Source organism: Streptomyces sp. NPDC016309, from assembly GCF_043077235.1.
Taxonomy (GTDB): Bacteria; Actinomycetota; Actinomycetes; order Streptomycetales; family Streptomycetaceae; genus Streptomyces.
The window spans coordinates 1-22,846 of record NZ_JBIBSG010000021.1 but is presented as its reverse complement, the minus strand read 5'-3'; the positions used below and the strand labels follow the sequence as shown (position 1 = coordinate 22,846).

The 22,846-nt window shown below is 69.5% G+C and carries 21 protein-coding genes; 9 read left to right on the top strand and 12 right to left on the bottom strand.

Annotated elements, in window-relative coordinates:
* Positions 1 to 5: 5 nt before the first annotated feature.
* Together ACF068_RS31625 and ACF068_RS31620 are read right to left on the bottom strand one after the other, a co-directional pair.
* Positions 6 to 2,189 (bottom strand): PQQ-binding-like beta-propeller repeat protein, encoded by a 2,184-nt coding sequence (locus ACF068_RS31625; protein WP_392277754.1) that lies wholly within the window; start codon positions 2,187 to 2,189, stop codon positions 6 to 8.
* Between the two features lie 55 nt (positions 2,190 to 2,244).
* Positions 2,245 to 2,847, bottom strand: a complete 603-nt coding sequence (locus tag ACF068_RS31620) for a toll/interleukin-1 receptor domain-containing protein (RefSeq protein ID WP_392277753.1) — start codon at positions 2,845 to 2,847, stop codon at positions 2,245 to 2,247.
* Between the two features lie 124 nt (positions 2,848 to 2,971).
* Here ACF068_RS31620 and ACF068_RS31615 point away from each other — a divergent pair, with 124 nt between their 5' ends.
* Positions 2,972 to 4,159 carry a multiprotein-bridging factor 1 family protein gene (locus ACF068_RS31615; RefSeq protein WP_392277752.1) on the top strand — a complete coding sequence of 396 codons (1,188 nt, stop codon included), beginning with the start codon at positions 2,972 to 2,974 and terminating at the stop codon, positions 4,157 to 4,159.
* A gap of 109 nt (positions 4,160 to 4,268) precedes the next feature.
* Here ACF068_RS31615 and ACF068_RS31610 read toward each other — a convergent pair whose 3' ends face one another.
* Positions 4,269 to 4,964: a response regulator gene (locus ACF068_RS31610; protein ID WP_392277751.1), complete on the bottom strand. Its 696-nt coding sequence runs from the start codon at positions 4,962 to 4,964 to the stop codon at positions 4,269 to 4,271.
* Complete coding sequence (locus ACF068_RS31605; protein WP_392277750.1) at positions 4,961 to 6,259, bottom strand: sensor histidine kinase; 1,299 nt, start codon at positions 6,257 to 6,259, stop codon at positions 4,961 to 4,963. The genes ACF068_RS31610 and ACF068_RS31605 overlap by 4 nt, the downstream gene beginning before the upstream one ends.
* Before the next feature lie 219 nt (positions 6,260 to 6,478).
* Between ACF068_RS31605 and ACF068_RS31600 the strand changes: the two genes are divergently transcribed.
* Both ACF068_RS31600 and ACF068_RS31595 read left to right on the top strand, forming a co-directional pair.
* Positions 6,479 to 7,171, top strand: coding sequence for an ABC transporter ATP-binding protein (locus tag ACF068_RS31600; protein WP_392277749.1), 693 nt, complete (start codon positions 6,479 to 6,481; stop codon positions 7,169 to 7,171).
* Complete coding sequence (locus tag ACF068_RS31595; protein WP_392277767.1) at positions 7,168 to 9,618, top strand: ABC transporter permease; 2,451 nt, start codon at positions 7,168 to 7,170, stop codon at positions 9,616 to 9,618. The genes ACF068_RS31600 and ACF068_RS31595 overlap by 4 nt, the downstream gene beginning before the upstream one ends.
* Positions 9,619 to 9,974: 356 nt before the next feature.
* On the opposite strand, the gene ACF068_RS31590 is transcribed toward ACF068_RS31595, so the two are convergent.
* Entirely contained in the window at positions 9,975 to 10,508 is a 534-nt protein-coding gene (locus ACF068_RS31590; RefSeq protein ID WP_392277748.1) for a DUF6233 domain-containing protein, read from the bottom strand.
* A gap of 286 nt (positions 10,509 to 10,794) precedes the next feature.
* On the bottom strand, positions 10,795 to 11,256 hold the full coding sequence (locus ACF068_RS31585; protein WP_392277747.1) for a MarR family winged helix-turn-helix transcriptional regulator: 462 nt from the start codon (positions 11,254 to 11,256) through the stop codon (positions 10,795 to 10,797).
* A 59-nt stretch (positions 11,257 to 11,315) separates the two neighbouring features.
* On the opposite strand from ACF068_RS31585, the gene ACF068_RS31580 reads away from it, so the two are divergent.
* Complete coding sequence (locus ACF068_RS31580; protein ID WP_392277746.1) at positions 11,316 to 12,308, top strand: zinc-binding alcohol dehydrogenase family protein; 993 nt, start codon at positions 11,316 to 11,318, stop codon at positions 12,306 to 12,308.
* A 202-nt stretch (positions 12,309 to 12,510) separates the two neighbouring features.
* Here ACF068_RS31580 and ACF068_RS31575 read toward each other — a convergent pair whose 3' ends face one another.
* Positions 12,511 to 13,281, bottom strand: a complete 771-nt coding sequence (locus ACF068_RS31575; protein WP_392277745.1) for an SAM-dependent methyltransferase — start codon at positions 13,279 to 13,281, stop codon at positions 12,511 to 12,513.
* Between the two features lie 536 nt (positions 13,282 to 13,817).
* Entirely contained in the window at positions 13,818 to 14,438 is a 621-nt protein-coding gene (locus ACF068_RS31570; RefSeq protein ID WP_392277744.1) for a VOC family protein, read from the bottom strand.
* 105 nt (positions 14,439 to 14,543) lie between these two features.
* On the opposite strand from ACF068_RS31570, the gene ACF068_RS31565 reads away from it, so the two are divergent.
* The 3 genes from ACF068_RS31565 to ACF068_RS31555 all read left to right on the top strand — a co-directional run bounded on the left by ACF068_RS31565 (position 14,544) and on the right by ACF068_RS31555 (position 18,712).
* Positions 14,544 to 16,034 (top strand): hypothetical protein, encoded by a 1,491-nt coding sequence (locus ACF068_RS31565; RefSeq protein ID WP_392277743.1) that lies wholly within the window; start codon positions 14,544 to 14,546, stop codon positions 16,032 to 16,034.
* 517 nt (positions 16,035 to 16,551) lie between these two features.
* On the top strand, positions 16,552 to 16,725 hold the full coding sequence (locus ACF068_RS31560; RefSeq protein WP_392277742.1) for a hypothetical protein: 174 nt from the start codon (positions 16,552 to 16,554) through the stop codon (positions 16,723 to 16,725).
* A gap of 748 nt (positions 16,726 to 17,473) precedes the next feature.
* The gene (locus ACF068_RS31555; RefSeq protein ID WP_392277741.1) at positions 17,474 to 18,712 is read left to right on the top strand and encodes a PP2C family protein-serine/threonine phosphatase; all 1,239 of its coding nucleotides are present in this window, start codon (positions 17,474 to 17,476) and stop codon (positions 18,710 to 18,712) included.
* A gap of 82 nt (positions 18,713 to 18,794) precedes the next feature.
* Here ACF068_RS31555 and ACF068_RS31550 read toward each other — a convergent pair whose 3' ends face one another.
* The 4 genes from ACF068_RS31550 to ACF068_RS31535 all read right to left on the bottom strand — a co-directional run bounded on the left by ACF068_RS31550 (position 18,795) and on the right by ACF068_RS31535 (position 21,131).
* Positions 18,795 to 18,962, bottom strand: coding sequence for a hypothetical protein (locus ACF068_RS31550; protein WP_351811889.1), 168 nt, complete (start codon positions 18,960 to 18,962; stop codon positions 18,795 to 18,797).
* 36 nt (positions 18,963 to 18,998) lie between these two features.
* Positions 18,999 to 19,355 carry a PRC-barrel domain-containing protein gene (locus tag ACF068_RS31545; protein WP_392277740.1) on the bottom strand — a complete coding sequence of 119 codons (357 nt, stop codon included), beginning with the start codon at positions 19,353 to 19,355 and terminating at the stop codon, positions 18,999 to 19,001.
* Positions 19,356 to 19,529: 174 nt separating this feature from the next.
* On the bottom strand, positions 19,530 to 20,360 hold the full coding sequence (locus tag ACF068_RS31540) for a hemolysin III family protein (protein WP_392277739.1): 831 nt from the start codon (positions 20,358 to 20,360) through the stop codon (positions 19,530 to 19,532).
* A gap of 432 nt (positions 20,361 to 20,792) precedes the next feature.
* Positions 20,793 to 21,131 carry a MerR family transcriptional regulator gene (locus ACF068_RS31535; protein ID WP_392277738.1) on the bottom strand — a complete coding sequence of 113 codons (339 nt, stop codon included), beginning with the start codon at positions 21,129 to 21,131 and terminating at the stop codon, positions 20,793 to 20,795.
* An 888-nt stretch (positions 21,132 to 22,019) separates the two neighbouring features.
* On the opposite strand from ACF068_RS31535, the gene ACF068_RS31530 reads away from it, so the two are divergent.
* Complete coding sequence (locus ACF068_RS31530; RefSeq protein WP_392277766.1) at positions 22,020 to 22,337, top strand: ATP-binding protein; 318 nt, start codon at positions 22,020 to 22,022, stop codon at positions 22,335 to 22,337.
* 68 nt (positions 22,338 to 22,405) lie between these two features.
* Positions 22,406 to 22,681 carry a hypothetical protein gene (locus ACF068_RS31525; RefSeq protein WP_392277737.1) on the top strand — a complete coding sequence of 92 codons (276 nt, stop codon included), beginning with the start codon at positions 22,406 to 22,408 and terminating at the stop codon, positions 22,679 to 22,681.
* Positions 22,682 to 22,846 lie beyond the last annotated feature (165 nt).

Below are 22,846 nucleotides of genomic sequence, written 5' to 3'. Positions count from 1 at the left end.
GTCCCTTACCGGCCGTGGGCCGCGATCGCGGTCATCGTCAGGTGGGACGCGATGAACACGCGGTCACCGCCCACCGCCCACAGGAACCCCACGTCCGGCTGCCCCGGGTCGCTGTATCTCCACCGCGCCCTGCCGGTGGCCGCGTCGATGGCCCACAACGTCTTGGCGCTGTCGGTGGCGAAGACGGTGTCGGCCGAACACTGCGCGCTCTTGCCGGAAATCCTCAAGGAGGCGTTGAACATGTTGGAACCGCCCGTCTCGCTGGCCCCGTCGAGCGTCGCGACCCACCGGAGCGTGCCGTCGGCCGTGGCCAGGGCGACCAGGTCGCTGCCGACGGGTACGTAGACGGTCGCGCCGTCCAGGCTGGAGAACGGGGCGCCGATCTGGACCCGGTCCCCGTTCTTCGCAGAGAAGCGCTGATGCCACTTCTCGCCGCCCGTGGCCGCGTCGACGGCGAACAGCGTGTCGCCGCTGCCACCGGCGAACAGGAACAGCCCGGCGGCGTAGCACGTCAGCGGCCAGCCGGTGGTGAAGTAGAACCCGCCGTACGGGACGGATGCCTTCCAGCCGCGGGCGCCTCTCCTGCCGGCGTCGATCATCTGGACACGGCCGGGTTTCCTGCCCGGTACGGCCGAGGTGGCCAGCAGGTGAGACCCGGTGGGTGGCACCAGCACGTTGTTGATGTCCGTGCCCTTGACCCGCCACAGTCCCTTGCCGGTCGCGGCGTTGAACGCACGGATGTAACCGGTGGTCGGGGACGTGGACGAGTACGACCCGTCCAACACGCTCATCGTCCCGCACACGTACACCGTGTTCCCCGCGACGGCCACATAGGTGCTCCGGTACATCGCGGTGGGCTTGCCCCCGCCGGATTCGACTTCGGCCATCCTGGTCGCCCACTTCGCCTTCCCATTGGCGGCGTCGAACGCCGCCAGCAGGCCCGACTGATCGGGGGTGTCGCAGAGCAGGTAGAACACTCCGTCCGCGTACGCCGTCGGGTACTTGGAGCTGGTCGTGCCGTATTCGTTGACCGTGTTCAGCTGGGGGAACACGGACTTTCCGGTCGCGGCGTCCAGGAAGGACGTGGCCGTGTCCGTGACCACCATGACCACCTTGCCGGAGGCTTCCAGGCAGGTGGGGGGGTGTTTTCCGGCGCCCGACCATGCCTTCGCGGCGTCGGGTCCGGTCAGGACGATCGGTTCCGGTCCGTCCGTCGAGGACGGCGACGCGGAGGAGGCCGACGGAGATCGGACGCCTGACGGAGAGGCCGGCCGTGCGGTGGGCCCGGGGCCGCCGGCCCGGCCGGCGGGTGTCGGCGACGAGTCGCCGGCAAAGGCGAGTGCCGCCGCGGCCCCACCGAATACGGCCGTGCCCCCCGCCAGGCCGATGAGCAGCTTCCGGCGGCTGACACCCGCGCCGGCGGCGTTCACCGGCGGCGGAGGAAACACCGCGCCCCGGCCGCCAACCCCGGCGGACGCCGATCCCACCGCCGCGGTCGCGGCGGCCATGTCGGCGGTCACCGCCGGCGACAGCCAACTGCCCGCAGGGGCCGGCAGGTCTTGACGCCTCAGGTATTCGACGAGCTGCTCCGCGGTGGGACGGTCCGGCGGTTCCGGGTACAGGCAGCCGCCGATCACCTCGCGCAGCGACACGGGGAGGGCGCCTGTGTCCGGCTCGCCTCCGGAAGCTGCGAACAGCACGGTCGACCCGAGGTCGAACATGTCGTCCGTCGGTAAGGGCGCCGGACCGCCGGTGGCTCCCACGAGCCCCACTGCGGTGAAGCGGGGCCCATCCATGGTCAGCAGCACCGAGTCCGGGCTCACCCCGCCGTGGACCCTCCCGGCCGCGTGGAGTGCGGCCAGCCCCCGCGCGAGGCCCTCGGCGAGCACCCGCAGAGCCGGTTCGGACAGCGGGCCGTGCCGGTCCACCGCCTGCCGGAGCGGCAGTCCGGCGATGAACTCGGTCGCCAGCCACGGAACCGGCGCGTCGGCGTCGGCATCCACCACCGGTACGAGGAAGGCACCGGACAGCGTCCGTGCCGCCTCGACGGCGGCTCGGAACCGGTCACGGAACCCCGGGTCGGCGCCCAGTTCGGGCCCCACGACGGTGACCGTGACGAGTAGCCCCTCGTCCGTGCGGGCCGCGAAGACTTCGCTCCCGCCGACCGTGCTCTGCCTTCCGAGCAGCACATACGGCCCGACCCGATGAGCACCGTCTGCTCCGGGATGATCCATCGTCCGCCCCTCACGCCAGCCTGATCGTCTGGTCACGGGCCGCCTGGTAGGCGCTGCCGCCGCCGGACACATGGGCCGTCATGGTCGCTGACGGCCCGGGCTCCGCGGCCGGCGCAGTACCTCGCCCGGGTTCGACAGGGGTATCTGTATCGGGCAGGAGAGCGGTCAGCGCGTCGCCCAAATGCTCCAGCCCGCCCGGCAGATGGGTCTCCGGCACGCGGAGGAACTGCAGGTGCGCCAGCTCCGCGATCTCGGTCGGCAGCGCAGAGGCGTCGGGCAGCATCGTCGCGTCTCCCAGGAGGACCGGGACGACGCGGTTTCCCGCCCGCAGAGCCGTCGCGATCTCCAGGCGGACCCAGTCGTGAGCCCGGTCCAGGAGCCGCACACCGTCCTCGCCCCGTGCGTCGAGCCACCCTGGCCCGATCAGTACGCACATGAGCTCGCACTCGGCGGCCTGCCGCCGCAGGATCTCGGCGAAATCGGCCCCGGGCGGAATCGACTGCCCCGACTTGAAGATCTCGTCGGCACCCAAGCGGTCGGACAGCGCGCGGTAGACGCGGTCCCGCATCCACCGGGAGTCCGGTTTGCGAAAGCTGAGGAAGATGCGCGGCACAATTGCCCCCTCTCCGGCAAGACTTGACGTCAGGGATCGTGCTCACCCTAGGGGTGGCGTACGCGCTCGGTGGCTATTCGCCGAGGATTGAATAGCGACCGCAAGGCTCCGTACGCTGGTTGGTATGGATGCGGTGGACAGCGCGGCAGGGACGGTCTCGGCAGGGAGATCGACCAGCACCCGTCTGCCGCCGGGCGACTTCGGCGTCGTCCTGGCCACACTCCGGGCGCGTCGGGGGTGGAGCGTGCGCGAGTTCGCCCGGCGTGCGAACGTGTCCGAAGGGCAGATCTGCAATCTGGAGAGCGGGGTGCGCAACCCGACCCCCGCTGTGGCGGCGGCATGCGACACGGCCTTCGGCACCGGCGGGGAACTCGTCGAGCTGGCCGGTGTCAGCCGCCGCGGCGCCCGGGCCGAGAGCGTCATCGAGGCCGGCCCCGTGGTCGCCGGATACGAGCGCATCCTGCGGGAGCTGAAGGACATCGGCAGATCCACCGGCCCGGGATTCGTCACCGCTTCGATGAAGTCGATCACGCGGATCCTGACGGACGCCGGTTCGCACGCCGTTGGCCGGCAGCGTGCCGAAATCTGGTTACTGGCCTCGAAGTTCGCCGAATACACGGGGTGGATGGCACAAGAGGCGGGAAATCCCGCGGAGGCGTTGCGCTGGACGAATCTCGCTGTCCGGTGGGGCGCACACGGCGGGGACGAAACGGTGGCCGCGTACGCCCTGGTCCGCAAGGCGTTCATCGCCCAGCACCGCGGTGACACCTGTGCGGTGATCGGGTTCGCCGACCAGGCGGCCGGGCACCCGGCGGCCAACCCGGTGATCCGCGCGCACGCCGCGCGACGCGCCGCCCAGGGGCACGCGCGCCGTGGCGATGCGGGGGCCTGCCAGGAGGCACTGGAGCGGTTCAGAAGCCACGCCGCCGAGGCCATCGGCGACCGGACCCCTCACTGGGGCCCGCGCATCGAGAACGGCAACCCTCGGCTCATTGAGGCGTCCTGCATGCTCAGCCTCCATCGCTTCGAGCTGGCCGCCGACCTTTTCGCCGCCGAGCACCGGCCGGCCGTCCCGGCGGACAGCAACTCCCGAGCGCGCTTCGCGGTTCGGCAGGCGACAGCCCTGGCCGGTTCCGGCCGCCTCGACGACGCCTGTCACATCGTCGAGGCCACGCTGCCCGTGATCAGGCGCATCGACTCGGCCACCGCCCGCGCGGAGCTGGGCCGGTTCGTGGAACAGGCCCGGACCCGGAAAGCCGGCCCGGGCCAACTCTCCCTCATCGACGCATCGGCCGCCCTCGCGAACCGCTGACAGTCGCGACTCGAGCCTCATCATCGTCCCTCCTTCCTCGGTGCCGAATCAGGCCCCACCGACCAACCAGCCATCCGGTCACTGACCGGCTACGACCACTGCCCTTGGATCAATCGTCCAGGCGCCCCCCGCCCGGGGCGATCAGGCCCGTCTCGTAGGCGAAGACGACGGCTTGGACGCGGTCGCGCAGGTCCAGCTTCGACAGGATGCGGCCGACGTGGCTCTTGACCGTGGTCGGGCTGAGGAACAGCCGGGAGGCGAGTTCGGCATTACTGAGGCCCGTCGCGAGTAGGCGGAGCACCTCGAGCTCGCGTGGGGTCAGGCCGGACGGATCGCGGTGCGGGGCGATGGTCTGCGGTTCGTCGCGATGGGCGAAGCGTTCGATCAGCCGACGAGTGATCGTGGGTGCGAGGAGGGCGTCGCCGGTCTGCACCAGGCGTAGGGCGGAGACCAGATGTTCGGGAGAGACGTCCTTGAGCAGGAAGCCGCTGGCGCCGGCCGTGAGCGCGGCGTAGACGTAGTGGTCGAGGTCGTATGTGGTGAGGATGACGACCCGCGTTCCCGCCGGGCCGGCGCCGCCGATGATGTGCCTGGTGGCCTCGATGCCGTCCATCTCCGGCATCCGGATGTCCATGAGGACGACGTCGGGCCGCGTACGGCGAACCGCTGCAACAGCCTCGGCTCCGTCGGCGGCCTCGGCCGTCACTTCGATGCCGTCCGCTGCCAAGATCATTCTGAAACCGGTGCGCACGAGGGCCTGATCATCGGCGATGACGGCACGCAGAGGTGGCTGGTCCGCGGTCATATCGCGCTCCGTGGGATGCGGGCCGTCACCCGGTAGCCGCCGGTCTGCATCGGTCCGGCCGTCAGCTCGCCCTTGTAGACGGCCAACCGCTCGCGCAGCCCCATGTGGCCACGGCCGTTGCTCCGCACCGGCGGGGAATCCTTGGCACCACCGGTGTCCGTGATCTCGATCTCCAGACAGGCGTCGGTGTAACCGATGGCGACGGACGCCTGCGCGCCGCGCGCATGTTTGATCGTGTTGGTCAGCGCCTCCTGTACGACGCGATACGCCGCGAGGTCCACCCCCGGTGGCAGAGGATCCGGGGGCAACGACACCCCGACGCTCACGGGCGTACCGGCGCCGCGTACTCGTGCGACGAGCGCGTCGAGCTGCGCGAGCCCCGGCTGGGGCTCCAGGCCGCCGGGCTTCTCGTGGTCCGGGGCGGCCAGCAGGCCCATCACGTGGCGGAGTTCGGACATGGCGGCCCGACCGCCCGCCTCGACGGCCAGCAGTGCCTCCTTGGACTGCTCGGGCGCCATGTCCATCACTTTGCGGGCCGCACCGGCCTGAATCACCATCACGCTCACATTGTGGGTCACAACGTCGTGCAGTTCGGCGGCAATGCGGGCACGCTCCTCCTCGACGGCGCGGCGCGTGGCCTCCTCCTGAGCGGCCTGCAGTTCTGTCACCCGGTCCCGGCTGGAGGCCAGCCGCAGTTGCAGAAAGCGGACGAGGCTGGCCAGCATCCCTGCCACCAGGAGCACGAATCCCGGGCTGGACCATCCGGGGAGCACGGGTTCCGCGTTACGGAAGGCGAAACCGGACAGCGTGGCGGCGATCACCAGGACGGCTATCGCCGCTAGCCGGTAACGGCTGTACACGACGGCGCTGTAGGCGGCGATGACACAGGCCAGGACGGTGATCCAGGTGGCGGAGCTGCCGATGGCCAGTGCCGCGCCCAGCACCACCACGAACGTGGACAGCGGATACCGGCGCCGGGCCACCAGCGGCAGCGTCGACAGGACGACCAGGGCCCAGGGCGTGGAAGGGGGTCCCTCCTCCTCGGGCAGCCGATCAGGGTCGGGCGGCGGGGGCGGGGCCGGGACCCCGGTCCCGTCGTCCACCGTGGGGGGGTTGATGTTCACCAGCCCATCACCGGGATAGCGGACCGCCACGAACAGGGCGATGACGGTCAGTACGACCGCCAGCACCACGTCGGCGCGCGCCGCTCGCGGGGACAGCGGGGAGGCCTGCGCCTCCGGGCGTAGCGCGTCGATGAGTTGCCGGTACCGACCGCGCCGGTCTTCCGTCTCCATCCCTGCATTCTGCTGCGCTCTCCGCTCGGCGGCGTCCGCCTGTCCGGCCAGGGCACTGCCCCAGAGGCCTACTTCTCAGGGATGACTCCGCGGCCGAATCCTCCGCAGGAAGGGCCTGATGTTGGTTCCGCGGCCGACGCGCCCCACACACGGCACCTCTAGGTTCGCAGGACCGGCAACGGCATGTGCCTCTCGCGACCGCAAGGACGGACAACTCATATGCATCAAGTGATCGAACTGGAGGGTGTGGCGAAGCGCTACGACAGCGCCGGCGCGCCGGCGCTCGGACCGCTCACGCTCAGCGTCGCCAAGGGTGAGGCCCTTGCCGTGACGGGCCCTTCAGGCAGCGGCAAGTCCACGCTGCTGAACCTCGTCGCAGGCCTGGACAAGCCGACCGATGGCACTGTGATCGTGGCCGGGCGACGGATCGACCAGTTGAGCGAGCACGCCCTCGCAACGTTCCGTCGCGAGCACATCGGCATGGCCTTCCAGTTCTTCAATCTTCTCGACGACCTCACCGTCACCGACAACATTCAGCTCCCGGCCCAGCTGACCGGGACCGGTCGGCGCAAGGCCGCGGCCCGCGCGGGTGAGCTCATGGAGATGCTGGGCATCCAGAAGCATGCCCGCGCCTACCCGGGCCGACTGTCCGGAGGCGAGCGCCAACGGGTCGCGGTCGCCCGGGCCTTGGTCAACCGGCCCGCGCTGCTGCTCGCCGACGAGCCCACCGGTGCGCTCGACACCGCCTCGGGCCACGACGTCCGCAATCTGCTGATGGATCTGCACCGCGCCGGACAGACCATCGTGCTGGTGACACATGACCTGACGCTGGCGGAGGCGTGCGCGAGCCGCACTATTCACCTGGTCGACGGTCACGTCGCCCTCGACACGTACGCGCGGGCCGTCCGATGAGCCTGTTCGGCACCGGCGCGATGGGCCGGGTCGTGCGCTCCGGCGTCGGCCGACGGCGGGTGCAGACAGTGGTGATCGCCGTGGCCACGATGATGGCCGTGGCGTCGGCGGTGGTCGCCGGGTCGCTGATGGTCGCCGCGGCCGCGCCCTTCGACCACGCCTTCGGGAAGCAGCAGGGTGCGCACATCACCGCCCACTTCGATCCGGCCAAGGCGAGTGCGGCGCAGTTGGCAAGGACCAGGAAGTTGCCCGGCGTCGCCGCGAGCGCGGGGCCCTACCCGTCCACGGCGTTCCGCCCGGTCGACCGGGCGGGCTTCCGATTGCCCATGCTGACCCTGGTCGGGCGGTCGGGTCCGGACGGCGACGTGGACCGGGTGGATCTGAAGTCCGGCCGGTGGGCGCAGAAGCGGGGCGAGATCGTGCTCGCCGCGTCGTTCGAGGGGCCCGGCGTCGGGATCGGCGCCGCCCTGAAGGCTTCGGACGCCGAGGGCGCCCCGGCCCTTTCGATCGTCGGCTTCGCTGTGTCGGCCGGCAGGACGGCCGACTCCTGGGCCACTCCCGCGCAGGTCGACGCGCTGGCCTCGGAGGGCAGCCCGGTCACGAGTCAGATGCTCTACCGCTTCGACTCCGCGAGCACGAAGCAGCAGATCATCGCCGACCAAAAGAAGCTCGCCGCCTCCGTGCGGTCCGGGGCGCTGCTGGGTACCCAGTCCTGGCTGGACACCAAACGCGCCGCTGATCAGGGTGCGGCGGCGACCGTCCCGTTCGTGATGGCTTTCGGCGTGCTCGGCATCGTGATGTCGGTGATCATCGTCAGCAGTGTGATCAGTGGTGCGGTCGGCACCAGCCTGCGCAGAATCGGCATTCTCAAGGCCATCGGCTTCACCCCACGCGAGGTCGTACGCGCCTACGTGGCCCAGGCGCTGATCCCGACCGTCGTCGGCATCGCCCTGGGTGTCGTCCTGGGCAACCTCCTTGCCGTGCCCCTGCTGTCCGACACCGAGTCGGTGTACGGCGGCGTCTCGCTCTCGGTGGCCTGGTGGGTGGACGTCGCCGTACCGGCCGCCACCTTGGTCGTCGTGGGGCTCGCGGCGCTGATTCCCGCGCTGCGGGCCGGAAGGCTGCGTACGATCGAGGCCATCGCGGTCGGCCGGTCACCGCGCACCGGGCGCGGCCAGTGGGCGCATCGGGCGACGGGGCTGCTGCCGCTGCCGCGGCCGGTGACCTACGGTCTCGCGACCCCCTTCACGCATCCGGTACGTACTCTCGCGATGCTGCTCGCGGTGGCGTTCGGTACGGTCGCGGCGACGTTCGCTGTGGGGCTGACCTCGTCCCTGAACGCGATCGGCACCTCGCAGGACCCGGAGAACCGTGCGGCGGTCACGGTCACGACGACCAAGGCGATCGAAGTCGCTCCCCCTCCGCCGCCTCCTGTGGGGGGCGACGCGGGAGATCCGCCTCCCCCCGGCGGCAGCGATGCAGGCCCGCCTCCCGTGGAGAACAGCGCGGCGGGGACGTCCAAGAAGCCCAAGGCCGCCGATCCGGCGAAGGTTCGGGCCGCCGTCACGTCGCAGCCGGGTACGGAGTCGTACTACGGCAAGGCCCGGACCGAGGTCGCCGTGGCCGGGATCTCAGGATCGATCCAGGCCAGCCTCTACGAGGGCGATTCGCGCTCTGGCAGCTACGAGATGATTTCCGGGCACTGGCTCACTGGTAAGGGACAGGTCGTGGTGCCCTCGCGCTTCCTGGAAAGGACAAGCACCAAGATCGGTGACATGGTGCGGGTGACCTACGAGAAGGACACCGCGAACCTGCGGATCGTGGGCGAGTCCTTCGACACGTCGGGCAGCCGGCTGGAGATCCACGCGGACATGGCCGACTTCGAGTCGGCCGAGCCCAGCACCTTCCTCGTCGAAACGAAGTCCGGCGTCTCCGCCGACGACTACGCCCGCAAGGTCGCCGCGGTCGTGCAGCCGCTGGGAGGCGACGCCACGACCGGCTCCGAGTCGGGGCAGGACGGCGTCATCCTCATCATGGCCGCGATGGCGGTGCTGCTCACCCTCATGCTGATCACCGTGGCCGGTCTCGGCGTACTCAACTCCGTGGTCCTGGACACCCGGGAACGCATCCACGACCTGGGCGTCTGCAAGGCGATCGGCATGTCACCGCGGCAGACCCTGAGCCTCGTGCTCGCCTCGGTGGCCTTGATCGGCGTGATCGGCGGGCTGCTCGGCGTGCCGGCGGGGTACGCGCTGCACCACGTCGTCATGCCGGTGATGGGGCATGCCGCAGGCACCAGCCTGCCGTCGCCGGTCCTCGATGTGTACGAGCCTGTTCAGCTACTCCTGCTGGGGCTCGGCGGAGTCGTGATCGCGATGCTGGGCGCACTGATCCCGGCCGGCTGGGCCGCCAGGGCGCGTACGGCCACGGCGCTGCGCACCGAGTAAGCAACCGCGCACCCGGACGCGCCTGAGCAGCCCGGCAAAACCCCAGGTCAGGCGTCCTTCTTCACCGGCTCCAGGATCGCCACGCACTCCACGTGGTGCGTCATCGGAAAGGTGTCGGCCTGCACGAGTGAGGGAAAAGACCAGGTCAGAGTCGCCTTCTCGGCTCATCGCGAGGTATGCGGACGGCCGGAGCGTCAATCAAGCGTCACGACGAGTGCCCGTCCTGCCCACTCGGGCAGACCGAGCTGCTGCAGGCAGCTCCCCAGCAGGCTCAGCCTCTCTCACGTCAGACACGGCTCGCTCATCATGCCCCTCGCCACTCCTCCGGCCGCCCTGATGGACTCATGCCCTCCAGCTCACAGCACCCCGCACCGAGGGACCTCCGGGCACAGACGCCGAGGACCTCGCGCTCTACCGGGAGAAGTTCCGGCGTCGGCTGCCGGAGTCACTGGATGAGTTGCCCGGCCCGGCCCGGGGGATCTTGGAGCCATCGGTCGCACCGTGCGCGCCGTACGGGAAGACGCCTTCCCCCAGCTCGCCTCCCCGCACCCGGGCAGCCGCGTGACGGACATGCCGGAGCTGCACACGCGGCTCCTGGCGGATGTGATCGCGCCAGGTTCCCCGTATCCACTGGTTCGTGCGTCAGCACGAAGGTCCGGGGCCGCCAGAGCCCGCAGCCTGATGTCCCGGGGCACGCCGCGGCACCGCTTGCCCGCCATGTGGCAGCCGCCAACATGGACGTACACCGCAGGACCGGCGCCGGTGCCGGCCTCCAGCAGCCAGCCCTCTCCGAGCGGCCGCGCCTCCCGACCGTGCTGCCGTTCCCACTCGCGCCTCCCGGCCCCCGCGATCGCCTGCCGCACATCGGCGAGACACGGTTCGAGCCACATCTCCAGCCTTCGGCGGCGCGGCAGGACGAGAAGGCAGGTCGGTTACGACTCCAGTTGCAAAACGAATCGAACAGGTGACCCCACGCATGAGGCCACGGTGAATTCCCCGGCCACAGGACGGCTCCGCCTGGCCTCGATGGTGCCACCGCAGCGTTTTCGCCAGGTTCTGCCTCGCTGATGACGATCGGAGACAGAAGAATCGGCGAAGTGAAGTCTGCTTGCAGTAGCGGTCGACTCTGGAAGTCCTTGGTGGGGTGGTCGGGGCCCGCGCGTGGCGGCCGCAGGCTCAGGTGGCGGGCGGGGCTGTCGCGTGGCGCGTCTGCTGGGTCAGGATGGTGGTGGCGCGTTCCAGAAGTTCGCAGAGTGCAGCGTGTTCGGCGGGCGTGAACGCGTCGGTGAGCGCACGCTCAAGGATGACCACCTCCTGGTAGGCGCGGTCCAGCAGTGCCTGGCCCGCGTCGGTGAGGGTGGCGATCTGCACTTTGGCGTGCACGGGGGACGTCTCGCGTCGGATCAGTTTCTTGGTCTCCATGTTGGTCAGCACGCTGCTCATGCTCTGCTGCGTGACGCCGCAGGACCGGGCCAGTTGGGCGCCGGACATGCCGCCTTCGCGCGAGAGGACCAGCAGCACGGTGTACTGCGTCATGGTCAGTCCGTAGGCACGCAGTACTGCCTCGTGGTGCGCCATCAACGCCTGCTCCGACCGCCTGATCCGGATGCAGAGGTCGTTCTCGATCGGGGCTTTCACCGCGTACTCACTTTCATTGACAGGTCCATGGGTTGACTCAGGATCCTTACACATCTACCGTGCTCGACTGTAAGGATACTGAGTCAACACAGGGGGCTGTAACCATGAAGGCTGTCATTTTCGACACCGATGACCACTACCGGGTCGCCGAACTCGATGAGCCCACCCCCGGCCCCGGGCAAGTGGCGATCCGCGTGGCATACGCCGGGATCCAGTGGGGCGACATCATGGTCCGGGACGGCCACTTCCCCGTACCGCGCCCCTTTGTCCCTGGGTTCGAGGCATCCGGGCACGTCGTCGCGGTCGGCGCCGGTATCGACGCACGCCGTGTAGGTGAGGCCGTCACCGCGCTGACCACCTCAGGCGCCTACGCCGAGGTGGTCCTGGCACCCGCCACGCTCACGTTCGGCATCGGCAGCATGCCGCTGAGGGCAGCCGCAGGTCTTGGGTGGGGCGCACCGACCGCCTACGACCTGATCAACACAGCCGCGCACGTGCGGCCCGGGGAAAGCGTGCTGATCCACGCCGCCGCCGGCTCAGTCGGCACGCTCGCTGCCCAGTTCGCCCGACTGGCGGGAGCAGGCCGGATCGTCGGCGTGGTCGGAACTGCCGACAGGGCCGAATATGCCGCGCAGTTCGGGTACGACCGGCTCCTGCTCCGCGAGGAGTTGCCGGCCAAGCTCGGCGACGAGAAGCCCGACGTCATCCTCGACCCGGTCGGCGGCTCGACCCGCACCGCCGGCCTTGAGCAGCTCGCAGCACACGGCCGACTGGTGGCATACGGCAACCTCGCCACGTACGAACCCGTCCTCGCCAACGCCAACGACCTTCTCATGCACGGCAAGTCACTCCTGACCTACAACAGCAACCTGCTCAGCCAGACCCACCCCGAGCGGCTCGCCGACAGTGCCCGCCGCGCACTCGGCCTCGTCGCCGACGGCAAGGTACGCACGGACATCACCACCGAGTACGCCCTCGGGGACCTGGCCATGGCCGTGCAGCGCCTCGCCGAAGGCACAACCCACGGCAAGAGCATCCTCCGCGTCGCCTGACAACACGCGGAAAGCGCCGACCACGAAGCGGCTCCCGCGATGAACCCCGCCGGGACGGAGGTGATCACCTCGGACGCGGGAGCAACTCGCATATGACCCTCATCAGCGCTGGGCAGCGGCCTTGGCCGATGCCCAGCCTGCCGTGCACCCACACAGCCACAACCATTCGCGTCAGCCCCGAAGGACTTTCGGGGTTGACCACCTAGTTCTTGCGTGCGGTTACCAGAGCAAAGGAGAGAAACTCTCCGCCATCCGCGGTGAGCATGTCGATGACCGGCTGGTTGACGCTCTGGCCGCCCGGCTGATGCTCGGCACATGCCTGGGCCCACAGCAGCCAGTCCTGCCAGGCATCTTGCTGTAGCCGCGCGGACGTGACCTCCACCAGTTCAGTGATCGCCCACTGGAAGCGCCACCACTCCGCCGTGTGCCAGGCGATCGCTTCCCAGCCCACCACGTCCTTGATGTGGGACGGGATGGCCCCGAGTTCACGGACGTCCCGTGTCATGGCGGGAGTCGCCATGGCCAGTTGTCCACCAGGGCGGAGAAACCGGACCAGGTAGGGCAGGTAGTTGTCTGCCGTACCGAAGTACTCGAACGCGTCGACGCTCACGATGACGTCAAAGCTCTCCTCCTTGAACGGCAAGGCGTGCGCCTCCGCCCGCACAGCCTCCACCTGATCGCCGACACCCGCGTCGGCGAAGACGGCTGCCGCATCCTCGGGGGCGATCCACAAGTCTGCCGCGACGACTTGGGCGCCATACTCGCGGGCTAGGAACACCGACGTGGCGCCCTTGCCGGAGCCGAGGTCGAGAATCCGCATCCCCGGGCGCAGATCAAGGTCCTGGGCGAGGTCCTCCAGCATCCACAACGGGTTCGGCCCCATGGCGAGGTTGAGCAACCAGCCAGGGTCATAGCAGGACGAGCGCGGATAGCGGTCCGGACGTACGAGATCATTCAAGGCAGTCACGAGCACGAACCCAAGCCGATCACCGCTCCAGGCACAACCCGGTTTCGCCTCGCTGCTTCGACTCCCCGCCCATGTGCAGGCGCGGCAACATTCGATTCCGGCCCGGCCCTTGGTACTGGTGAGCTCATGTTCAGGTGTCGCGCATTCTCGGCCGAGACCGAAGGGGCTCACGCTGAGTGATCTGACTCGATGGGCGGCGGCAAGTCTCGGGTGTTTCTACGGGAGCGACTATGGCGTTCAAGGCCGGAGTCGTCGAACGGGACGAGTGGTCCTGTTCGCCGGCTGTCGGCATCGGACCGCTCCGGTTCGGTATGACCGTCGACGAAGTGGCTGAGGCGGCTGAGATACTCGGCCAGACGAAGGTCAGCGAGTGTGCGCGGGACCATGCGATCTTCTCGCCGACGTGGAGGGTCGACGTTCACCGTCGCGGGGTGGCTCCTTCACTGCCCGCCGTCACGGCCTATGTGAGCCAATTTGCGGGGCTGTTCTGCATCGCTGCCGGCGCTGTGTACAGTCCCCACGTCGCCTACGACGGAATCCCGCTAGGGCCCGCCGTTTGGATCTTGCCGGGTCGCGGGGCCATTGACCAGATCCGGCCTGATCCAAACGACAGGCCATAGTTGGCGAAGCGCCCTTGGGGTCGATGATCTCCAGGTGGGTGCCGTCCGGGCCGTTGAAGTACGCGACCTTGGTGCCGAGCGCGGCGCCGGCGTGACCTCGCCCGCGATGAACGTGTAGTCGTCGCCGAGGAAGTCGTAACCGGCGTCCCTCGTACGCTCGTACACCGCGTCGAAGTCGTCGGCCTTGAAGCATAGATGCATGGAGCCGGGCCGGTTCGCCTTGCCGTCGGTGCGCTCGCCCACCGGGTCCGTGCACTGGATCAGGTCGATGCCGAGCCCGTCGATGTTGATCGTCGCGTACCGCAGCTTCGCGACCGGCAGCCCCTGTGAACGGCCGGACGGCCCGCTGCTCATGGTGCCCTCGGCGACGGGCTCCCGCCCGGTCAGGGCCGAGTAGAACGCGACCGAGGCGTCGAGGTCGGAGACCGAGATCCGACGTGGGCGCCTCGCGTGAGGTGCATCGGCGTGTCGGCGACAGGCATGAAGCGAGTCCTCTCGTGCGGTGAAACTCGAATGCCGTGAAAGAGGCATAGTCACGGCCATTCTCCTGAACCTCCCGGCTCGCGCATCCCGTCACATCGGACCCCGGCTCGCCGATACGCGTGCACCCGCGGGAACTTCCGCCCCGGGCCCCGCGTCGTACCGGGCATGATCGAATCCACGGACGGCGAGGGCGTCGCCGACCCATCCGAGACCACCCCCGACCTGCAGGCGCTGATCGGCGCCTGGCAGGACGTACAGGACGACGTCCGGGCGCACGGGAACCCGGAGTACGACGAGACCGTCCTCGACTGCGTACGGCGACTGGTCGCCGACCCCGGAGGGGACCGCGCCCCGCTGTGGGTGCTCGGCCTCGCGATGACGCTCCCGTACGCCGACCGCAGGCCGGAGCGGGTGTCCGGCGCCGTGCACGACGCACTCGACCGGGCGGACCGCGCGCTCAAGAACCGCCCGTGCACACACGCCGAGCACCCGTACGAGGACGGCCTCGACGACCCGCCGCACTATCTGGAGGACGTCGCTCGCCCCCTGGCGCACGGTGACACGGACTTCTCCGCGATCGGCTGGACCGGCGAGCAGTGGGCCTGCCCTCGCAATATCGCAGGGCTCGCACGCCTGGGCATGGACCGGCTGGAGCCCGGCTCCGCCGCCGACGTGCCGGCGCGCCTCTCCGAGGACGCCCAGGACACGCTCGACAGGCTCAACTCCGTCCTGGAGGGATACGGGTTCGACGCCTACAACGAGATCGCCGACGCCGGTTCGGAACTCCGCTTCGTGACAAGTGACGGGGACCGGGCGGGCGGCGTGCTGGTAGCGACGGCGGCGTCCTGGTACGCGCTGTCCGGGGTCGTGCGCGAGCGATGGGTCCTCGACGACCTGATCGAGACCTTGGAGAAGGTCCCCCTCGATGCCCTCGACCACCCCTGCGCGCACGGCGACGACGGGCACCCCGGGCTGCCCGGCTTCCTCGACGACGAACCGGACCGCCCCGCCATCGCCGACGACACCCTCACCCTCGGCGTGCACCTGGGCGACGACGGCGGCCGCGCCCTCTTGGAACAGGCCGGGATCGACCTCTCACTCTGGCTGTGCCCCCGGTTCACCGCCGCCACCGCCCGCAAAACCCTCAGCGAACTGCGTGAGGGCCGCGAGGAGTTGTTCGGGCACCGGGAGACCGGGCACCTCGACACGGAGTTCCTGCGAGCCGACGGGACCCTCGCCATCGAGCCTTTCACCGCGCTGTTCGACGGGCGCGACGAGCCGGCCCGCGAGCTCCAGGGCATCTGGGCCGCCCGGCGGCACGCGCACGCCGCGGACGACCGCGAGCGGACCGTACTCGTCCTGACCGCCGCCACGGCCCTTCGCATCACGCATCCCGGCCCGGCCATCGCCCTGGCCCGCGACATCCGGACGCTGCTGCGCACCCTCGCCGAGACCCCGCACGCCCACACCTGCGCCCACGACGACCACCCCGCCCTCGAACGGCTCGACGGCGCGGTCCTACGACACCTCCACGCCCCGAAGACCGTCCCGGCGCCGCGCCCCGACGCGGAGGCGTTCGGCTGCCCGGCCCACCTGGCCGCACTCGCCGCAGCGGGGGTACGCGACGTGGACGGATGGTGCGGCGAGGAGGACTAAGGGCTGTCCCAGCAACGGCATGATCCGCGCCTACCTGCGGCGACGCGGTATCCGGCACGTAATCCCGGAGAAGAGCGATACCAAGGCGGCCCGCCTGCACAGGTCAGCGGCCCGCAAGGGTCGTATCGGGGGCGCTGCTGGTGTGCGTTACGTTCAGATTGGGCGGTACGTGCGACGTGCTGACGCATCCGGCTATCTCGGCAGAGAGTCCCAGGCCAGGGGCCTGATCCGCATCGCTGGTCACACCCGCGAGTGGTCGTTGCTCCTGCTTGGGACCCACCAGGGAGCCAAATGCGAGACCCCGCTTCCGAGGGATCCCTCGCAGAGATCCACCTGGTAAATCCTCGGCGTGGGGCATGTTGGTAAGCATGAGCAGCAGGTAGGCGCAGCTTCGACCGTATGCCCTGCCGGACTCGCTCGGGGAGCTGGGGGCGCGGCGGACGGCCTTGTGGCCCTGCCCCGGCATCTGGACTGGGGCCCGCACTAGGAGTACGACCTGGCCGACGCCGATGGGCTGATGATGTACGAGCGGGTGATCCGTGAGGCGCAGTCGCCCGGGGACCGGCAGGCGCACCTCGACGTCGCTGTTCTGCGGACCCGTTGGCGGGAGCTGTCCCTGACCGGGGCGGTGATGGCTGCCTGGGAGGCTCGCTTTCCCGAGCTCGCCGACACGTCCGCTGCGACCGCGTAGAAGAGGATCTGCACCACCGGCTGATCCGTATCGGCCCGGACGCGCTCGCCGAGGATTTCGGCTACCGGCTGGCCGCGGGGTACGCCGTCCAGGCCCATCGCGTGGACGGCGTACCCAGTCAAGGCAGCCGTGCCCCCGGTACCGTAACGGGTCCTTCGAACCAAAGATCGTTCTCAAGGGCCGGCAGCACGCCGCAGCGGTCTCCAGACGTCTGCGGTCCACCTGCCTGTGCGGCAAACCGGTGGGAGGGTCGAACCTCATCTGCGCCGTTTCAGGGGATGTGCCATGCGAGGGAGCTTCGGAGCCTGCCGCTGCGTGGGCCGCGACCGCTTCTCCCCTGACGTCACAGGCACCGGGCATGCGCGCAGCCCGCATCGCCCCTGCGACGTCCGGGCGTCATGGAGCATCTTGGAGCGGAACACCAGGAAGCACCATGGGTCGCCGCCGGTGCCGGTGGGACATGAACTCTGGTGGCCGGTGGCTGCCAGGCTCGGGAAGACCCCACGGAGTGGCGCCGATGCCGGGCCGTTCGACGGCCGGTTGGCCGGCAGCTGCATCCGTTCAGGGGCCCTGTGGTGCAATGTGACATCTGCCCGGCACCGGGCTTGGCGCCGGCCCCTCGCGCAACCGGGACGGAGCCCTGAGAGTGAGCCAGCAGCGAGGAGTCACCGTGACCGTATCTGGGCCTGACGGGGACGGTGCAGCTACCCCTCGTACTCCTGAGGACGGGGGTGGCTGGGGCAGGGCGATGACCTTGGCAGGGGCGTTGGCGGCGGCGGAGACGGCGGCGCCCGTGGAGTCGCTTGACGTGGTCGCGCGCATGCTCAAGGAGCGCCTCGGGGCCGCGTCGGTATCGTTCTTGATCACCGACTTCACCGGCGGCTCGGTCGTACGGCTTGGGGCAGCAGGCAGCGTCGATACCGATGAGCCCGCCCGGCGCATCAGGCTGCGGGGCACCCTGTACGACGACGTGATCCGCACCCAGCGGCCGAGCGTGGAGGACGAGGGCGAGGGCGCGCTGGTGCGTATCGTCGCCCCGGTGACCAACCGCGGGGACGCCATCGGGCTCCTCGAACTGTTCCTGCCGTCGGTACCGGACGCGGGGGTGATGCGGGAGATCGGCGAGACCGCGCACGCCCTCGCGTACATCGTCATCGCCAACCGGTCCTTCACCGACGTGTACCAGTGGGGCCGCCGTACCAGCCCGCTGAGCCTGGCCGCGGAGATCCAGCACCGGTTGCTCCCGGCGTCGCTGGCGTGTGAGGCGGCGCAGTTCGCGGTGGCCGGGGCGCTGGAGCCGGCCGACCACGTCGGGGGGGACACCTTCGACTACGTGATCGACCGGGACACGGTCCAGCTCTCCGTGACCGATGCCATGGGGCACGATGTTGACGCCGCATTGCTGGCAACTCTCCTGGTGGGTGCCCTGCGCCGGGCACGGCGGGCCGGTGCCGACCTCGCCGAACAGGCCCGCCAGGCCGATCGGGCCATGCGCCAGCACGGCCGCCAGAGCTACGTCACCGGCCAGCTCCTGCGCATCAGCCTGATCAACGGCAAGACCGAGTTCATCAACGCCGGGCACCCCTGGCCGCTGCGGATGCGGGACGGACAGGTGCGGGAGGTCAGTCCGGAGATCGATATGCCGTTCGGCTTCCAAGTCCCCCACACCTACCGGGTCCAGTCGCTGGACCTGCAGCCGGGCGACCGGCTGGTGATGCTGACCGACGGCATGCTGGAGCGGAACGCCACCAGCCTCGATCTGCCCGACCTGATCGTCCGCACCCGCGCGCTGCATCCCCGCGAGGCCGCCCGCACCCTCATCGCGGCGGCCGTCGACGCCAACCAAGGCCACCTGCAGGACGACGCGACCGTCATGTGCCTGGACTGGCACGGCGTCGGCCACTCCCGGCGGGACGCCGACACCGGCGCCGACCTCGCCGACGCCTCCGCCCCGTCTCGGACGGGGCGGACCACTCCGGGGCAGTGACTCGATGACTGCTCCGACAACCCACTTGGGGTCGGCCACCTTGGGCGGGCGAAGCGGGGTGCTCTGCCCCGGAGTGACCGCGTCACCGGGGCGGGTTCCTGCGGCGGCGGCCCAGGCGCAGGCCGAGGAGGACGAAGTCGGCGACCAAAACCACCACACCGATGACCAACAGGTAGAACAGGCCCTTCGCCACCACTCCGATGATGCCGAGCACGATGGCCACGATGACCAGCAGGAAGAAGAGAGCCATCCGTGTCACCTCGCGGTGGGGGAAGTTGGTGGGGCATCAGCGGCGGGCGAGGCGACGTTCGCCGCCCGCACCCGTTCGGTAGGCGAACTCGTAGTGCGCGAAGACCGTCTTCTCATCCTCCGCGAGCAGTTCGCCGTCCGTGCCGATCGAAGGCGCCTCCTTGACCCGCTTCTTATCGTAGGCGACCTTCAGATACCCGGGACCGACCGTCGCGCCGCCCAGGGAAACGAACACAAGCCGGTGCCGGGTCGGCAGGCCGACCGTGACCGTCGCGAACGCGGGCTGGTCCGTGGCCGTGTCGACGTAGACCGCGTCCAGGGCGCCGATCTTGTGCCGCTCGTGGTCGACCACATTGTGGCCACGCCACTCCCTGACGTCTTCCGCCTCGAACACGGGGCCCCCTCTGTCACAGGTCAGCTGAAGACCGCTGTCTCGCCCTTCTCTCGCTCCTCCCTCCTTACCTGCCTACGGGACGTCACACCCCGGAGAGCGGCCAACTTGCAGGCCGGAAGGGCAAACAGCTTTCGCGCGTGGGCGATGCCTCGGCGGTCGCCCAGCCCGTCGCGGTCAGTAGACGGCCAGGGAGATGGCGATGTAGTGCGCGGTGAATGCTGCCACGGTCAGCGCGTGGAACACCTCGTGGAAGCCGAACCAGCGGGGCGAGGGGTCGGGGCGCTGGAGGGCGTAGACGACCGCGCCCGCGCTGTAGAGGAGACCGCCGGCCACGATCAGGGCGAGTACGGCCGCTCCGCCGGTGTGCAGGAAGTCGGGCAGGTAGCGCACCGGTGCCCACCCCAGGGCCAGGTAGCACGGGGTGTACAACCAGCGCGGAGCTGCGACCCACAGGACCCGGAACGCAATGCCCGCCAATGCACCCGTCCACACGATCCACAGCAGCATGGACCGTTGTTCCACCGGAAGGAGGAGCACGGCGAGGGGGGTGCAGGTGCCTGCGATGATGAGGAAGATGTTTGCGTGGTCGAGGCGTCGCAGAAGAGCCTCGCCGAGCGGGCCCCAGGTGCCGCGGTGGTAGATGGCGCTCGTTACGAACAGCAGCCAGGCGGTGACCGAGTACACGGCGCAGGCCAGGGCCGCCTGCGGGGTGCGGGCCAGGCAGATGAGCACAATGCCTGCGATCAGCGCGGCGGGGACCATTCCGGCATGAAGCCAGCCACGCAACCTGGGCTTGATCGGTTCGGCCAGGTCGGCCGCCCGCTCCAGCAGAGCGGCAACCGAGTGAGCGTTCTCCCCTGGATCGTCACCTCGTGATCCGCAGGGCAGCCCGTCTTCACGACATTCTTCACGCGCTGAGGCGACGTGAAGGCGTTCGGCCTCAGCGGCGTCGCGGGACACAGCTTCTCGTCCTCCCTGGGCCTCCTGGGCGCCACCGGTAATCATGCGATCATGCTAGGGGACCTCACACGGACAGCAGTCGGGGAGGCGGGTCTCGAAAACCAGGACTACGTCGCGGGCATGGGCCGGTTCGTCGCCGTGTGAACTCCGGCCCCATTGATCCCACCGCCGATTGAGTTCGCCGAAGCCGAGTAGAGCGGCTGGGCATGGGAACGGCCAGGGCTTCCGAACGGGCGTCTCCCCGCTCACCCGTAGCGTGGTGGCCCCCGGTTCAACGGCAACTCGTACGAGGAGGCGACCGAGCGTGCCAGGGACGACGCTTGAAGCGACCGAGCTCAGCCCCCTTGTCCGACTGAAAGCACGGCCCGCACGGACGACGGCAGTTACCGGACGCGGCGCGCGACCCCTCGGGCAGGGGCTGCGAGATCAGCGGGACTGTGCGTACGGTGCCCACCAATGCCGGCGGGCACGCTCATCTCACGCTGCGGGCGTCGGATTGGATGATTCGGCGGCGCGGCGGTATTCGGCGTTGATGTGCTGGGCTTCCTCGAGCTGGTCCTCGAGGATCACGATGCGGCAGGCGGCTTCGATGCCGGTGCCCTGGTCGACGAGTTCCCGGGCGCGGGCGGCGATGCGCAGTTGGTAGCGGGAGTAGCGGCGGTGTCCGCCTGCGGAGCGGAGCGGGGTGATGAGGCGGGCGTCTCCGATGGCGCGGAGGAAGGTGGGGGTGGTGCCGAGCATGTCGGCGGCCCGGCCCATGGTGTAGGCGGGGTAATTGTCGTCGTCGAGACGGCCGTACGAGTCGTCTGCGGTCATTGCACCTCTCTGTGAACCGCGTGGAGGGGCCCTGGTGCCTGTACCGGCACCAGGGCCCCGAAGGAACTGCTGCACCATCTACCGGCCCTGATACTGCGCCGGCCTTCTGGTTCCGCACACCCGACCGAAATGTTGCCGGGGGTGCGGGGATCGCGGATGCGTGACCGGAGACCACCTCACTATCGATGTCCTGCGGTACCCGGGCTCAAGACTTCCGCCCAGGCGATCCTGATGGCGCTCGGCTCCTCCGTTCTTCCCTCTGGATCAATCACTTACCAAGCGGGAACTGCGAACTGCTTGTATTGCTGGTGTTGCGTGCTGCTTGTGGCCTCTCACAGCGCCACTTCGGCAGCCAGCCCCGTTGCCCATCCTGCGTCTGCTCTGGCTTAGAACCCCGCTGCCGAACCTCCCGGTGCGCGCGCCCGCAGCCGACGCCTTCACCGAGGTACTGCTCACTGACTTCACTGCTGGGTGCTGCGAACTGCACTCACTTACGGGTACTACTCACGGCGACCCCTCATCACTGCGGGCCACCCGGTCCGGTCACCAGTCCCGTCGCCGTCCTGCAACAACCCTGGCTTCGAAACTCCGTCACCGCACCGTCCTGCGAACTGCAACTACGGGTAATGCCCGGCAGTTCGTCTCTGCCGAGCCCTGCGGTCTCTCTGGGCTACGAGAGAAACCATAACCACAACACCACCCAATGTCTACTCTGGCCGACATAGATTTCCGCATGCTCGACGGTTAGATAATCGACCTCGAACAGTGACATGGGCAGGCGCAAGGACAGCCATCGCCCGGCTACCCGCCACAGGCCGGGGCACGAGCCCGTGCATGCGGGGCAGGCATTGGTGAGTCCTAACCGCCCGCCCCTCGGGGTCCGTCGCCATCGCACGCGAGAGCGCACGGGAGTTCCTCGAAGGTCTTGTCCCGGCGCTAGCAGCCGAGGCCGCCGATACCGTGGTCCTGGTCGTCTCGGAGCTCGCCACCAACACCCTGCGTCACGGCGGTGGCACCTGCGCCCTGGGCCTGACCGCACACCCGGGCAGTATCGAGGTGGCCGTTCATGACCCCAGCCCGCAGGCGCCGCCGCGCATGCGCGCCCCCGACCTGAACGGCGGCACCAGGGGTTTCGGCTTGCCCACGGTCAACCGTCTCGCCAGAGCGACCGCGGTCACCCGCCGGGCCTCTGGCGGAAGACGGTGACCGCCCTTCTCGCTCGGCAGCGGGACCGGTTGAAGGGACGGAACCACCGGTGAAGAGGATCGGTGCTGATGTCGAAGCCTGACGAACTGCTGGTTGATGTCGCTGCCCTGGTGGTGGCCGGGCAGAGCAATCAGATGTCCCTGACCGTGGTCAGCGGTGGCGCTGTCATCACGGGTCGGCTGGCTCCCGAGGTCGTACGGAGGCAACGTGTCGGAGGTCCTGGCTGGCTCGTCCAACGTGGGCGAGTTCTCGCCGGGCTCCTGGAGACGGGTGGGATGTACCGCGTCTCGATCGACGACGTCAGCGCCTGGGCAATGGGCGACTTCAGCTATTCCGATCACTGAGCAATGAGAGCGACGGGAACCCATTACAAGCAGTGTGGGGGGGGGCCGGGGCCCGGGGGGGCCCCCCCCCCCCCGGGGGGGGGGGGGCGGGGGGGGGCCCCCCCCCGGCCCCCCCCCCCCGGGGTTGGGGCGGGGGCGGGGGGGGGGTTATAATTATTTTAGGTT